Annotated in this window: 12 protein-coding genes and 1 pseudogene; 9 read left to right on the top strand and 4 right to left on the bottom strand. The window is 61.8% G+C overall.

The window, feature by feature from the left end:
• Positions 1-36: 36 nt before the first annotated feature.
• Positions 37-1,647: an ABC transporter substrate-binding protein gene (locus NKI69_RS31405; RefSeq protein WP_352723251.1), complete on the bottom strand. Its 1,611-nt coding sequence runs from the start codon at positions 1,645-1,647 to the stop codon at positions 37-39.
• On the opposite strand from NKI69_RS31405, the gene NKI69_RS31400 reads away from it, so the two are divergent.
• Both NKI69_RS31400 and NKI69_RS31395 read left to right on the top strand, forming a co-directional pair.
• Positions 1,646-1,900: a hypothetical protein gene (locus NKI69_RS31400; RefSeq protein WP_352723249.1), complete on the top strand. Its 255-nt coding sequence runs from the start codon at positions 1,646-1,648 to the stop codon at positions 1,898-1,900. The genes NKI69_RS31405 and NKI69_RS31400 overlap by 2 nt on opposite strands.
• Positions 1,901-2,018: 118 nt before the next feature.
• Positions 2,019-3,209 carry a M24 family metallopeptidase gene (locus NKI69_RS31395; protein WP_352723247.1) on the top strand — a complete coding sequence of 397 codons (1,191 nt, stop codon included), beginning with the start codon at positions 2,019-2,021 and terminating at the stop codon, positions 3,207-3,209.
• A 193-nt stretch (positions 3,210-3,402) separates the two neighbouring features.
• Here NKI69_RS31395 and NKI69_RS31390 read toward each other — a convergent pair.
• The 3 genes and pseudogenes from NKI69_RS31390 to NKI69_RS31380 all read right to left on the bottom strand — a co-directional run bounded on the left by NKI69_RS31390 (position 3,403) and on the right by NKI69_RS31380 (position 5,897).
• Positions 3,403-3,818, bottom strand: a pseudogene (locus NKI69_RS31390) (cupin domain-containing protein).
• Positions 3,819-3,824: 6 nt separating this feature from the next.
• The gene (locus NKI69_RS31385; RefSeq protein ID WP_352723246.1) at positions 3,825-4,688 is read right to left on the bottom strand and encodes a phosphoenolpyruvate hydrolase family protein; all 864 of its coding nucleotides are present in this window, start codon (positions 4,686-4,688) and stop codon (positions 3,825-3,827) included.
• Between the two features lie 12 nt (positions 4,689-4,700).
• Entirely contained in the window at positions 4,701-5,897 is a 1,197-nt protein-coding gene (locus tag NKI69_RS31380; protein WP_352723245.1) for a Tm-1-like ATP-binding domain-containing protein, read from the bottom strand.
• 111 nt (positions 5,898-6,008) lie between these two features.
• On the opposite strand from NKI69_RS31380, the gene NKI69_RS31375 reads away from it, so the two are divergent.
• The 7 genes from NKI69_RS31375 to NKI69_RS31345 all read left to right on the top strand — a co-directional run bounded on the left by NKI69_RS31375 (position 6,009) and on the right by NKI69_RS31345 (position 12,733).
• Positions 6,009-6,704: a TetR/AcrR family transcriptional regulator gene (locus NKI69_RS31375; protein ID WP_352723242.1), complete on the top strand. Its 696-nt coding sequence runs from the start codon at positions 6,009-6,011 to the stop codon at positions 6,702-6,704.
• Between the two features lie 359 nt (positions 6,705-7,063).
• Positions 7,064-8,380, top strand: a complete 1,317-nt coding sequence (locus NKI69_RS31370; RefSeq protein ID WP_352612884.1) for an ABC transporter substrate-binding protein — start codon at positions 7,064-7,066, stop codon at positions 8,378-8,380.
• A 65-nt stretch (positions 8,381-8,445) separates the two neighbouring features.
• Positions 8,446-9,351, top strand: a complete 906-nt coding sequence (locus NKI69_RS31365) for a carbohydrate ABC transporter permease (RefSeq protein ID WP_013529495.1) — start codon at positions 8,446-8,448, stop codon at positions 9,349-9,351.
• Between the two features lies 1 nt (position 9,352).
• Complete coding sequence (locus tag NKI69_RS31360; RefSeq protein WP_013529496.1) at positions 9,353-10,312, top strand: carbohydrate ABC transporter permease; 960 nt, start codon at positions 9,353-9,355, stop codon at positions 10,310-10,312.
• Positions 10,309-10,530 (top strand): hypothetical protein, encoded by a 222-nt coding sequence (locus NKI69_RS31355; RefSeq protein ID WP_127293505.1) that lies wholly within the window; start codon positions 10,309-10,311, stop codon positions 10,528-10,530. The genes NKI69_RS31360 and NKI69_RS31355 overlap by 4 nt, the downstream gene beginning before the upstream one ends.
• Positions 10,527-11,630, top strand: coding sequence for an ABC transporter ATP-binding protein (locus tag NKI69_RS31350; RefSeq protein WP_023812449.1), 1,104 nt, complete (start codon positions 10,527-10,529; stop codon positions 11,628-11,630). Before NKI69_RS31355 ends, NKI69_RS31350 begins: the two co-directional genes overlap by 4 nt.
• The gene (locus tag NKI69_RS31345; RefSeq protein WP_128304526.1) at positions 11,630-12,733 is read left to right on the top strand and encodes an ABC transporter ATP-binding protein; all 1,104 of its coding nucleotides are present in this window, start codon (positions 11,630-11,632) and stop codon (positions 12,731-12,733) included. The genes NKI69_RS31350 and NKI69_RS31345 overlap by 1 nt, the downstream gene beginning before the upstream one ends.
• The last annotated feature ends 4 nt before the right edge of the window (positions 12,734-12,737 follow it).

Here is a 12,737-nt window from a genome sequence, read left to right as displayed (position 1 = left end):
CCCCTTTTCTCGCAAACTCTCATCCGCGCAATTCTGTCACGATTCCAAATACGTGTCCGCCCAGTTCGACACCGCCCAGCGCGGGTTGTTGGCGATGTTGCCGACAGTGTCGCGCGCGACGCTGATAAAACTCCATTCGGCGACGTTGATCAGCGGCAGGTCGGTGGCCACCTCCTTCTGGAATTCCTTGTAGAGGTCGGTGCGGGCTGATGCGTCGAGCGTCTCCGATGCCTTGGCGATGAGCGCGTCGAGCGCGTCGTTCTTGTAGCCGCCCTGGTTGGAGAACGGCACGCCGTCCGGAATGCCGCTCTGCACCAGGATGGTGGTGGAAATCGCCGGGTCGCCGCGGAACACCGGCGGGCCGACAGCGAGGTCGAAGGCGTGATCGGTGTAGACCGCCTTGATATGCGCGGCCGAGTCGTTGTTGACGAGCTCTGCGTCGATGCCGATGGCGGCGAGCGCCTGGCGCAGATAGTCGCCGAACTGCTTGGTCTCGTTGAAATAGGGCGCAGGCAGCAGTTTTAGCGTGAAGCGCTTGCCGTCCGGACCTTTCTTGTAGCCGGCCTCGTCGAGCAGCGCGTTGGCCTTGGCGACGTCGAAGGCATAGGTCGGCACATCGGCGGTGTAGAATTGCGGATCGTTCTTCGGCACCGGACCGGTGGCCGTGGCGGCATAGCCGAGGAACACCGTCTTGATGACGAAATCCTTGTCGATGGCATGCGCGATCGCCTGGCGTACTTTCAGGTCGGCCAGTTCCTTGCGGCGATGGTTGATCTCGACGACAAGCTGATAGGTCAGCCCTTCGTAACCCTTGGAGATCACCTTCAGGCCCGGCACTTTCGAGATGCGGTCGAGGTCGGCCAGCGGCACGGCGGAAAAGGCTGCGAGCTGGATCTCCTCGGCCTCCAGCGCGCTCGCCGCTGACGTGCGATCCGGCAGCACCTGATAGATGATCTCGTCGAGATAGGGCTCGTCCTTGCCCCAGTAATCCGTGTTCTTCGTCAGCCGGTAATATTGGCCGGCCTTGTACTCGCCGAATTTGAACGGCCCGGTACCGATCGGCGCGTTGTTGGCCGGGTTGTCCTCGATCTTGCCGACCTCGTAGATGTGCTTCGGCACCACGCTGCTCAGCGCCGGCAGCGCGTTGCGGATCAGCTGGAACGGCGTCGGCTTGGCGAATTTGAAGATGGCGGTGAGATCGTCGGGCGTGTCGACGCTGGCCAGATCCTTGAACACAGTGCGGCCGAGATTCTGCAGCGGCTTCCAGATCTGCAGCGCCGAAAAGGCGACGTCGGCCGAAGTGAACGGCTTGCCGTCATGCCATTTGACGCCGTCGCGCAGTTTGAACGTCGCCGAGAGCCCGTCGGCGGCACCTTCCCAGCTCAGCGCCAGCCGTGGTGCAAGCCCGTCCTTGCCGTCGAAGGAGGCTTCGGCCAGCGTTTCGACGATCTTGCTGGAGATGAAGAACACGCCGTTGGAGGCGACAATCGCCGGGTTGAGGTTGCGCGGTTCGGAATCGGCGGCAAGCACCAGCCGCCCGCCCTTCTTTGGCGTCTGCGCCCAGCCCGGTGCCGGCATTGCGGTGGAGGCCAGCAGCATTGCCGAACCGGCAAGCATCGTGCGTCTGGAAATCGTGAAACCTGACATGATCGAACTCCGTCCTCTCCGCGACCCGGTCGGGTGCGCCAATACCCCTCGGACGCCGGCAAGCCCGCCAGCATCCCTTGCGGCGGCAATTATGAGCTTTGCCGAGGGTTTCGCCAGAGACGGAATTGGCGCATCCTCGCTTGGCTTTGAAATTTTCGTCCGCTGGACCAGTTTGGAGGGCGTGGCTCAGTTCGATCAATCTGGTAAGACCAGATTGATTGAATGTGCGACGAATGACAACATAGAGACGTAGAGAGGCGACATTTCATCTCTTTCTGGCTGGACCAGAATGGGCAAAATGGTGCAGATTTGACCACTGCCAAGGGATCGGGAGCGGAACTGCGGCGATCCGGCTATTCAGGGAGAGAGAGATGAACATTGCTCCGGGCAAGAATGCCGTCGGCAATATTCCGTTCGACCAGGCAAGGGTCGACCGGCTGATGGAGGAGGCCGGCATCGATGTGCTGCTCGCCACCTCCAAGCACAACACGCAATATCTTCTGGGCGGCTACAAGTTCATCTTCTTCGCCGCCATGGATGCGATCGGCCACAGCCGATACCTGCCGATCGTCGTCTACGAAAAGGGTGGGCCGGACCATGCCGCCTATATCGGCAACCGCATGGAAGGCGGCGAACATCAGAACAACCCGTTCTGGACGCCGACGCTGCACGCCGCCTGCTGGGGCACGCTCGACGCCGCCAACCTTGCGGTCGAGCATCTGCAGAAGATCGGCAAGGCCGGCGCCCGCATCGGCATCGAGCCTGGCTTCCTGCCGTCGGACGCCTATACGCTGATCCGCAAGGCGTTGCCGGATGCCAGGCTGATCGACGCGACCGACATGCTGGAGCGCATGCGCGCCATCAAGACCGATGCGGAACTGGAGAAGCTGCGCACGGCCTCCGAACTGATCACCGATTCCATGCTGGCGACCATTGCCTGGGCGCGCGAAGGCACGACCAAGGGCGAGATGATCGAACAACTGCGGCGCGAGGAAACCAATCGCGGCATTCATTTCGAATATTGCCTGCTGACGCTGGGCTCCAGCCACAACCGCGCCGCTTCACCGCAGGCGTGGAAAAAAGGCGAGGTGCTGTCAATCGATTCCGGCGGCAATTATCACGGCTATATCGGCGACCTCTGCCGCATGGGCATCCTCGGCGAACTGGATGCCGAACTTAGAGATTTGCTGGCCGAGGTCGAGACGGTGCAGCAGGCGGCCTTCTCCAAGGTCAAAGCGGGCACGCTGGGCGGCGACATGATTTCCCATGCCGAGGGCGTGCTGAAGGCCTCGAAGGTCGCGCCCTACACGGATTTCTTCGCCCATGGCATGGGCCTGATCACACATGAGGCGCCGTTCCTGATGACCAACCACCCGGTGACCTATGAAGGCACCTATGCGGCCAAGCCGCTGGAGAAGAACATGGTGCTGTCGGTGGAGACAACCATGCTCCACCCGACGCGCGGCTTCATCAAGCTGGAGGACACGCTGGCGGTTACCGACACCGGCTATGTGATGTTCGGTGATCGTGGCAGGGGATGGAACAGGGGTGGTGCGGCCTAGCTGGTACTGAAGGGCGCTGCCCCCTCACTCGGATTGCCCCGAATTGCGAAGAGCAATTCGGGGCAATCCGACCTCTCCCCGAGGGAGAGGAGGGAGCCGGCGATGATGCTCGTCTCTTCTCCCCTCGGGGAGAAGGTGGCCGCGAAGCGGCCGGATGAGGGGGCCTCCCAGCAAACGCGGGACGGAGGAAAGATCACTGCCCCGCCGGAAGCAGCCTGAAGTCCGGTAATTCCCGCAAAACCAGTTCGGGCCCTGCCGGCGAATAGACGACGAAAAGCTGCATCGGCCCGTCGCCGGTGTTGAGCGTCGAATGAAAGCGGCTTTCCGGGACATAGATGGTGCAGCCCGGGCCGACTTTTGCGACTACAGGATTGCCCTGCTCGTCCTCGACCATCTGCTCGCCGTTGCCGGAGATGACGAAGATGATTTCCTCGGCACCGGGATGATTGTGGCGTGTGTGGCCCTTGCCGGACGGCAGGTCGACGACGCCGCCGGAAAAGCGGGTCGCGCCATTCACCTCGGGCGCCACGTCAACGCCAGCCTACCCCAGTCGAAGGCGAAGGCGCTGACTTCCTCCGGGTACACGAACACTTTGCTTTTGTCGGTCATCTCTCATCATCCCTTCTTTTTCTTCGTGGTCTTCTCGCCACCAAACGTCACCGATTTGAAATCAGCGGTCTGTCTGGCGATCGCAGCTTCCGCCGGCAGCCGTTCCATCGAGCTTGCGCCATAGAAGCCGTGCAGGCCCTTGCAGCGGTCGAGAATGTAGCGGGCGTCGTCCGGCATAGAGATCGGGCCGCCATGGCAAAGCAGGATGACATCCTTGCGCACCGAGCGGGCCGCGTTGGCAATGGCGTCGATCTCGACAACGCAGTCGTCGAGCGACTTGGCCGACGTCGCGCCGATCGAACCGCCGGTCGTCACACCCATATGAGCGACGACGATGTCGGCGCCGGCTTTGGTCATGGCGCGCGCTTCGTCGGGGTTGAAGACATAGGGCGTGGTCAAGAGATCGAGCTTGTGCGCCGAGGCGATCATGTCGACCTCGAGGCCGAAGCCCATGCCGGTTTCCTCGAAGCTTTGCCGCATGCTTCCGTCGAACAGACCGATGGTGGGAAAGTTCTGCACGCCGGAAAAGCCCATGGTCTTCAGCTCGGCCAACAGCAGCGGCATGATGACGAACGGGTCGGTGCCGTTGACGCCGGCAAGCACAGGCGTGTGTCTGACCACCGGCAGCACCTCGTAGGCCATTTCCTTGACGATCTCGTTGGCGTTGCCATAGGCGAGCAGGCCGGCGGCCGAGCCGCGCCCGGCCATCCGGTAGCGGCCGGAATTGTAGATGATGATGAGGTCGATGCCGCCGGCTTCCTCGGCTTTCGCCGACAGGCCGGTGCCGGCGCCGCCGCCGACGATCGGCACGCCCTTGTCGATCATTCCCCTGAATTTCTTCAATATGTCCTTGCGCGGTATGCCGGGCATTTTTTGGATCTCTCACTGTCTGGCGATGTCGAGGAAGGCTGATGTTGCAGCCTTTGCGAATTCGGGATCGTTGATGTGCAGCGGCAGGCGCGTCACGCGGCGCTTGCTGTTGGGCTTGATGGTGCGCTCGATGGCATCGAACAGAACGGCGTCGGCTTCCGGGTCGAAGAAGGCGCCGCCTTCGATGTCGAGCGCCGAGACGCCTTTTTCCGGGATGAGAAAATGCACCGGCCCCCCGCAGCGGGCGAGCCTGGTGCCGATCCACTCGCCGATCGCACGGCATTCGTCCGCCGTGGTGCGCATCAGCGTGACATTCGGATTGTGTTCGTAGAACAGCCGATCGCGATAGTGCTCCGGGATGGTCGAAGGCGCCCAGAAGTTCACCATGTCGAGCGCGCCGACGGAGCCGACATAGGGCAGCCCCGTGCGAGCGATGGCGCCGAAACGATCGTCAGTCGCCGGCAGCACACCGCCGAATAGCAGGTCGCAGACTTCGGTCGTGGTGATGTCTACGACGCCGGACAGCAAGCCGCTGTCGGCCAGCTTTTCCATGCTGCGGCCGCCTGTGCCGGTGGCGTGGAAGACCATGCAGTCATATCTAGAACGGAGCTGCTCGGCGATGGCGGTCACGCAAGGCGTGGTGACGCCGAACATGGTGAGGCCGATCGACGGCCGGCCGTCGGGCGGTGGCGCCGGCCTTGCCGCCATGCCCGATATCGCCTGGGCGGCATTGTGCAGCACGACACGGGAGAGCCGGTTCAGTCCGGCCATGTCGGTCACAGCAGGCATCATGATGATGTCGGAAACGTCGACGTAAGGCGCGGTATCGCCGGAAGCGAGCGTCGAGACCATGATCTTGGGCAGGCCGAGCGGCAGGGCGCGCATGCCCGACGTGATGATCGATGTGCCGCCACCGCCGCCGATGCCGATCATGGCTGCGATGTCGTTGTGCGATTGGGCAAAGCGGGCGAAGGCGATGCCCATCGCGGCGACCGCGGCGCCACGATCATTGCCGCCGAGCACGGCGTCACGGCCGCCGGGATGATGGTCGGCGATTTCCCTCGCGCTGATATCGACGGGGATGGTTGCATCGCGCGTTCCGACATCGACACGACAAACGATGGCGCCCGCAGCAGCGATCGCATCGGCCAGGAAGTCGAGTTCCTCGCCCTTGGTGTCCGCGGTACCCACCACATAGATACGCTTCATTGCGCTCCCCCAATCCTGGCAGGCGCGATGCCGCCTCCATCGCTCATTGCCCGGGCTGCTCGACGATGCGGACGCCATTGCAAATTTTTGAGACGCGCGTATCGTATTGGCATGAATGTCTCACGTCAACAATCCGCTGCGAGCGACGACGCTGAACGGGCAACCGGTCCAGTGCCCGAACGTGGGCCGCGCGCGCGGACGAAACGGCTGATGCTGGAGACGGCAACAAGGCTGATGCAGGCGGGCGTCACACCTTCGGTCAGCGAGGTCGCCGAGGCCGCCGAGGTTTCCCGCGCTACCGCCTATCGTTACTTCCCGAGCCAGGCGGTGCTGGTGCAAGCGGTGGTCGACGAGGGGCTGGGGCCGATCCTCACCTGGCAATCGACCTCCGCCAATGCCGAGCGCCGGGTCGCCGATCTGTTCGATACGGCCATGCCGCGCATCGAGGCCTTCGAAGCCACGTTCAAGGCAGCACTGAAGCTGTCGCTCGATCAATGGGCGCGACGTCAGGCCGGCACGCTGGGCGGTGAGCCCGCCTTTACGCGCGGCCATCGCATCGACTTGCTGAAAGATGCGATCGCGCCGCTCAAGGGCCGTTTGCCGCCGCGCGACTTCAAGCGGCTGGCGCAGGCGCTGTCGCTGATCTTCGGCGTCGAGGTGCTGATCGTGCTCAAGGATATCTGGGGGTTGGACAGCCGCCGGACGATGTCGGTCGCACAGTGGGCGGCAGGCGCGCTGGTGCGTGCGGCAGTCGCGGAATCGGTCGATGAAGGAGGCAGCCTCGATCCGAGGCCAGCCATGAAATAGGCCCTAACTGGTTCGACCAGATTGGCATGCACACTACCGATATTAGTCGTTGGGTGGGGTATCGGACAATACCCGATCATATCACTGAGTAGGAAAATCTTGGTAAAACAGGCAGATAAAGTAGGAATCCGATAGTAATGGCCACGTGAGGCCGCCAAGAAAGGGCTTGACGTGCATGCAAAATTGGTAATACCAGATTGGATCAGAAATGCGGATCGAAAGTGAGGGCTGCGATCCATTTTCCGGCGGGGCGAGGAGGCTCGAAACCGGAAAGGTGCGATCACGGGAGGAACTACCAGGGCCGGCCACGTTGCCGGCTCGCACGATAAGGTAGAACGCGCACAAGGGAGGAAATCATTATGCGCAAGTTAGTGACCAGCGTACTTGCTGGTATCGGCTTAACGCTTGCCTGCGGAACGTCCGTTTACGCGCAGGAAAAGTCACTCACCATCTTCTGGGCTGAATGGGATCCCGCAAACTATCTGCAGGAACTCGGCAACGAGTACGAGAAGCAAACCGGCGTCAAGATCACGGTGGAAACCACCCCGTGGGCCGATTTCCAGACCAAGGCCTTCACCGAGTTCAACGCCAAGGGCAGCGCCTATGACCTGGTCGTCGGCGACTCGCAATGGCTTGGTGCCGCCTCCGAGGGCGGTCACTATGTCGACCTCACGGACTTCGTCAAAGAGAACCAGGTTCTCGACAAGATGGCTCCGGCGACGGTCAAGTTCTACTCCGAATATCCCGGCAACAGCGGCAAATACTGGTCTATCCCGGCCGAGGGCGACGCAGTGGGCTGGGCCTACCGCAAGGACTGGTTCGAGGACCCGAAGGAAATGGAAGCGTTCAAGGCCAAGTATGGCTACGAACTTGCCGTTCCCAAGACCTTCAAGGAAATGACCGACATCGCGGAGTTCTTCAATAGGCCCGACCAGAACCGCTACGGCATCGCCATCTACACCCAGAACCAGTATGACGGCCTGGCGATGGGCTTCGAGAACGCGCTGTTCTCGTATGGCGGTGAGCTCGGCGACTTCGGCACTTACAAGGTCGACGGCATCATCAACTCGGACAAGGCGGTAGCCGCGGCAGAAAACTACCGCAAGCTGTTCGGCTTCACGCCTCCGGGCTGGACCAACGCCTTTTTCGTCGAGAACAACCAGGCCATCACCGAAGGCCTGGCGGCGATGAGCATGAACTACTTCGCCTTCTTCCCCTCGTTGATCAACGAGGCGTCGAACCCGCATGCCAAGAACACCGGCTTCTTCGCCAACCCGGCAGGTCCAGGTGGTGAGCAATTCGCCGCGCTCGGCGGCCAGGGCATTTCCGTCGTCTCCTATTCCAACAACAAGGAAGAGGCGATGAAATTCCTGAAGTGGTTCATCCAGGACGATACGCAGAAGAAGTGGGCAGCCCTCGGCGGCTACACCTGCAACAAGGCCGTGCTGGAATCGGCCGAGTTCCAGAACGCCACGCCCTACAACAAGGCCTTCTACGACACGATGTTCAAGGTCAAGGACTTCTGGGCGGTGCCGGAATATGCGGAACTGCTGCAGCAGCTCAACCAGCGTGTCTATCCGTACATCGTAAACGGCGATGGTACGGCCAAGGATATGCTGGATGCGCTGGCGAAGGATTGGGACGCCACGTTCAAGAAATACGGCCGCGGCCAATAACCGACATGTAGTGCGGAGGAGGCCTGTGCCTCCTCCGTTTTCTTTTTCAGGAATGGGAGCAGGTCTTGGCGACCACAATGATCACACCGCTGAATACCTCCTCCAGAGCCGCCTCTCGCGGCCTCAGCGACATTTCGATACGCAACCTCTTCATCATCCCGACGATCGTGTTCCTGATCGTCTTCAACATCTTTCCGTTGATCTATTCGCTCGGCTATTCCTTCACCGACTTCCGCGCATCGACCAATGCGCCGGCCAATTTCGTCGGACTGAAGAACTATCGCGAGCTCCTCAGCGACCCTTACATCTGGAACAATTTCGCGGTGACCGCGAAATACGTCATCGTCTCGGTTGTCGGTCAGGTTGTCGTCGGCTTTGGAACGGCGATGCTGCTCAATCGTACCATTCCGCTCAAGGGCCTGATCACGACATTGCTGCTCTTGCCGATGATGCTTTCGATGGCGGTGGTCGGCCTGTTCTGGAAACTGCTCTACGATCCGTCCTGGGGTGTCATCAACTACGTGCTCGACCTCGGCAAATTCCAATGGCTCGGCGATCCGAAGATGGCGCTCTACGCGGTCGCGTTCACAGACATCTGGATGTGGTCGCCCTTCGTCATGCTGTTGTCGCTCGCCGGGCTTTCGGCGGTGCCGAAGCATCTTTATGAAGCTGCCGCGATCGACCGCGCCGGGCCGTTCTATACCTTCTTCCGCATCACGCTGCCGCTGGTCGCGCCGATCCTGATGATCGCGGTCATCTTCCGCACCATGGAAGCCTTCAAGACTTTCGATCTTGCCTATGTGCTGTCGACGCAGCCGAGCACCGAGGTGATTTCCATCCGTCTCTACAAGATGGCTTTCCAGGAATGGCAGACAGGGCGCTCCTGCGCGCTTGCCTATATCGTGCTGATCATGGTGCTGGCGATCACCAACATCTATGTGAAATACCTCAACAAAGTTAAGGAGCGCTGAGATGGCGGCCGTCCAGACTTCGGGTGAACGGGCGCTCAACAAGGTCGCTATTGTCGCCGTTCTTTTGGTGACGATCATCTTCCTGGCGCCGATCTACTGGATCGTGGCGACCTCGTTCAAGCCACGCAACCTGGCCACGACGATCCCGCCGACCGTGATGTTCGAGCCGACCATCTCGCCTTTCGTCAAACTTTTCACAAAGCGCTCACAGTTGCGCAGCCCGCCGTCGGCCGAAGAATATGCCGCCGCCCCGTGGTGGGAGCGCGTCGTGTTCGACGGCGGCGAGAAGATCGTGCGCGACGGCAAGGGCCAGGTGCAATGGTCGGGATATCCGAGCCGCTTCCTGAATTCGCTCATCATCGCCATCACCTCGACGGTGTTGGCGGTCGGCATGGGGACATTCACCGCCTATGGCTTCTCGCGTTTCAAGGTGAAAGGGGAGGCGGACCTGCTCTTCTTCATCCTGTCGACGCGCATGTTGCCGGCGGTGGTGGTCGCCATTCCGATGTTCCTGATGTACCGGGCAGTCGGGCTCAACGACACGCATCTGGGCCTGATCATTCTCTACACCGCCTTCAACCTGTCCTTCTCCGTTTGGCTGATGAAGGGTTTCATGGACGAGATCCCGAAGGAGTATGAGGAGGCAGCGCTTGTCGACGGCTACACGCGCATGGAGGCGTTCTTCAAGATCGTGCTGCCGGAGGCCGCCACGGGCATCGCCGCCACCGCCGTGTTCTGTTTCATCACCGCGTGGAACGAATACGCCTTTGCGCTGATCATGACCAACCGCCGCGCCCAGACCGCGCCTCCTTTCATCCCGAGCCAGGTCGGTTCGGGCCTGCCGGACTGGACGGTGATCGCCTCCGGAACCTTCCTGTTCCTGCTGCCGGTCGCCATCTTCACCTTCCTGCTTCGCAACCATCTGTTGCGCGGCATGTCCTTCGGAGCGATCCGCAAATGAGTTTTCGCGCCATCAACCAGAAATACCTCGAGCCCGGATCGCAGATCCTGATGGTGCTCGGCATCATCGCGCTCTGCCAGCCCTGGAGCATGCTGCTGCACACCTATGGCCTGACCATCATCCTGATCGGACTCGTCGGCTTCAACGTAACCTCCAAGATCGCGCCCGAGGAAAAGGCCGGCACCGGCCAGGTGCGCAATCCGGGAGCACAGCATTGACCCAGATCGAGCTTCGCGGCGTCCAGAAATTCTTCGGCGCCGTCCAGGTCATCAAGGACCTTAACCTCAAGATCGCCGACAACGAGTTCATCGTGCTGCTCGGCCAGTCGGGCTGCGGCAAGACGACAACGCTGCGCGCCATCGCCGGGCTGGAAACCATCGACGAGGGCGACATCTTCATCGACGGCAAGCCGGTACAGCATTTGAAGGCCGCCGACCGCGACATCGCCATGGTGTTCCAGTCGTTCTCGCTCTATCCGCATATGAGCGTCTACGAGAACATCGCCTTCCCCTTGCGTGCCACGCGCAAGAGCAAGACGGAGATCGACAGCGAGGTTCGCTCCGTGGCCAAGACGCTGCAGATCACCGATCTGCTGGACAAGAAGCCGTCGGCCCTCTCGGGTGGCGACATGCAGCGCGTCGCCATCGGCCGGGCGCTGGTGCGGCGGCCGAAGGCCATGCTGATGGACGAGCCGATCGGCGCGCTCGACGCCAAGCTGCGCGAGGAGATGCGCGCGGAAATCAAGCGGCTGCACATCAAGCAGGGCTCGACCACCATCTATGTCACGCACGACCAGATCGAGGCCATGAGCCTGGCCGACCGCATCGTCATCATGCACGCAGGCGTCTTGCAGCAGGTCGGCACGCCGGACGAGGTCTATTCGCAGCCGGCAAATCTGTTCGTGGCGCAATTCGTCGGCAGCCCGGTGATGAATGTCACCGATGCCGCAGTCGCCGAGACCGGATCCGCGGTCTCGGTAACGGTCGGCGGCGCGGCTTCCGGCTTCGAATTTCCGCAGGCATTGCTGTCGAAGCTCAACGGCCATGCCGGGCGGCAGCTCGCGCTGGGCATCCGCCCGGAGGGCGTGCTCATTCGGCGCGAGGCAACCGAGGGCTTCGTGCCTGTCGACACGCATATCGTCGAGCCGCTCGGCTCCTTCGACATCGTCGATCTCAAGGTGGGAACCGAGTTGCTGCGGGCCCGCACCAAGAGCGGCTTCGTTGCCGGACCCGGTGAAAGGGTCTTCGCCAGGATCGACCCGACCCAGGCGCACTTCTTCGACAAGGCAAGCGGCAAGTCGCTTGAGGTGAGACTCTGATGGCCCATATCCAGCTCAAGAACATCTCGAAGACCTTCGGCAACCACACTGCGCTCACCGGGCTCGATCTTGATATTGCCGATGGCGAGTTCTTCGTGCTGCTGGGCGAGACGGGCGCCGGCAAGACGACGACGCTGCGGCTTATCGCCGGCCTGGAAAAGCCGAGCGAAGGCCAGGTCTTCATCGACGGCGTCGACGTCGCCGACTGGGGTGCGGCCGAGCGTGACGTGGCGCTGGTGCTGCAGCAATACTCGCTTTATCCGCGCTACACGGTGCGCGAAAATCTAGAATTCCCGCTCAAGCCGAAAATCCGCCGGCTGCCCGACGCCGAGATCAAGGATCGCGTCGACCGTGCCGCCCGTACGCTGCGGATCGAGCATCTGCTCGACCGCAAGACGGATCGGCTGTCCGGCGGCGAGATGCAGCGCGTCTCGATCGGCCGCGCCATCGTGCGCAAGCCGCGTGTGTTTCTGATGGACGAGCCGCTGTCGGCGCTCGACGCAAAGCTGCGCGAGGCGCTGCGGACTGAACTGAAGAACCTGCAGATGCAGCTCGGCGCCACCTTCCTGTTCGTCACCCACGACCAGATCGAGGCGATGTCGATGGGCGACAAGGTGGGCGTGCTCAACCATGGCCGCATCGTCCAGACCGGTACGCCGCACGAGATCTACAACAACCCGCGCGACACCTATGTGGCAAGCTTCGTCGGCTCGCCGCCGATGAACCTCATCGACGGCAAGCTTGTGAACGGCCGCGCGGTGATGGCTCCGTTGAACTTCGAACTGCCTTTTTCGCAGGGCGCCAAGACTTTTGGGGGGCTAAAGGCGGGTGCGGCGACCGACGGTCGCCCGCTCGTCTTCGGCATTCGTCCCGAGGACGTCTATCTCGAGAGCGGCGCGCCGGTCGAGGCGCGCGTCCACGACGTCGAGAATCACGGCGTCGAAAAGATCCTGACGCTGCGCGTCGGCGACGCGACGCTGCGTGCCACCGTGCCGGCCAGGACTGACGTCGCCATCGAGCAGGCGGTGCGCTTTGCCTGGAACCCCGACAAGGTGGTGCTGTTCGACAAGGGCAGCGGCGTCAGCTTGCGACACGCCTCATAGGCTG

The sequence above is a fragment of the Mesorhizobium sp. M0491 genome (genome assembly GCF_040321265.1).
Lineage (GTDB): Bacteria > Pseudomonadota > Alphaproteobacteria > Rhizobiales > Rhizobiaceae > Mesorhizobium.
The sequence above is the reverse complement of the archived record's forward strand: the minus strand, read 5'-3'. Positions and strand labels throughout refer to the sequence as shown.

Coding starts and splice junctions, on each gene's coding strand:
- NKI69_RS31400 (WP_352723249.1), top strand. CDS start 1,646: ATGATCGAACTCCGTCCTCTCCGCGACCCGGTCGGGTGCGCCAATACC.
- NKI69_RS31405 (WP_352723251.1), bottom strand. CDS start 1,647: ATGTCAGGTTTCACGATTTCCAGACGCACGATGCTTGCCGGTTCGGCA.
- NKI69_RS31395 (WP_352723247.1), top strand. CDS start 2,019: ATGAACATTGCTCCGGGCAAGAATGCCGTCGGCAATATTCCGTTCGAC.
- NKI69_RS31385 (WP_352723246.1), bottom strand. CDS start 4,688: ATGCCCGGCATACCGCGCAAGGACATATTGAAGAAATTCAGGGGAATG.
- NKI69_RS31380 (WP_352723245.1), bottom strand. CDS start 5,897: ATGAAGCGTATCTATGTGGTGGGTACCGCGGACACCAAGGGCGAGGAA.
- NKI69_RS31375 (WP_352723242.1), top strand. CDS start 6,009: ATGAATGTCTCACGTCAACAATCCGCTGCGAGCGACGACGCTGAACGG.
- NKI69_RS31370 (WP_352612884.1), top strand. CDS start 7,064: ATGCGCAAGTTAGTGACCAGCGTACTTGCTGGTATCGGCTTAACGCTT.
- NKI69_RS31360 (WP_013529496.1), top strand. CDS start 9,353: ATGGCGGCCGTCCAGACTTCGGGTGAACGGGCGCTCAACAAGGTCGCT.
- NKI69_RS31355 (WP_127293505.1), top strand. CDS start 10,309: ATGAGTTTTCGCGCCATCAACCAGAAATACCTCGAGCCCGGATCGCAG.
- NKI69_RS31345 (WP_128304526.1), top strand. CDS start 11,630: ATGGCCCATATCCAGCTCAAGAACATCTCGAAGACCTTCGGCAACCAC.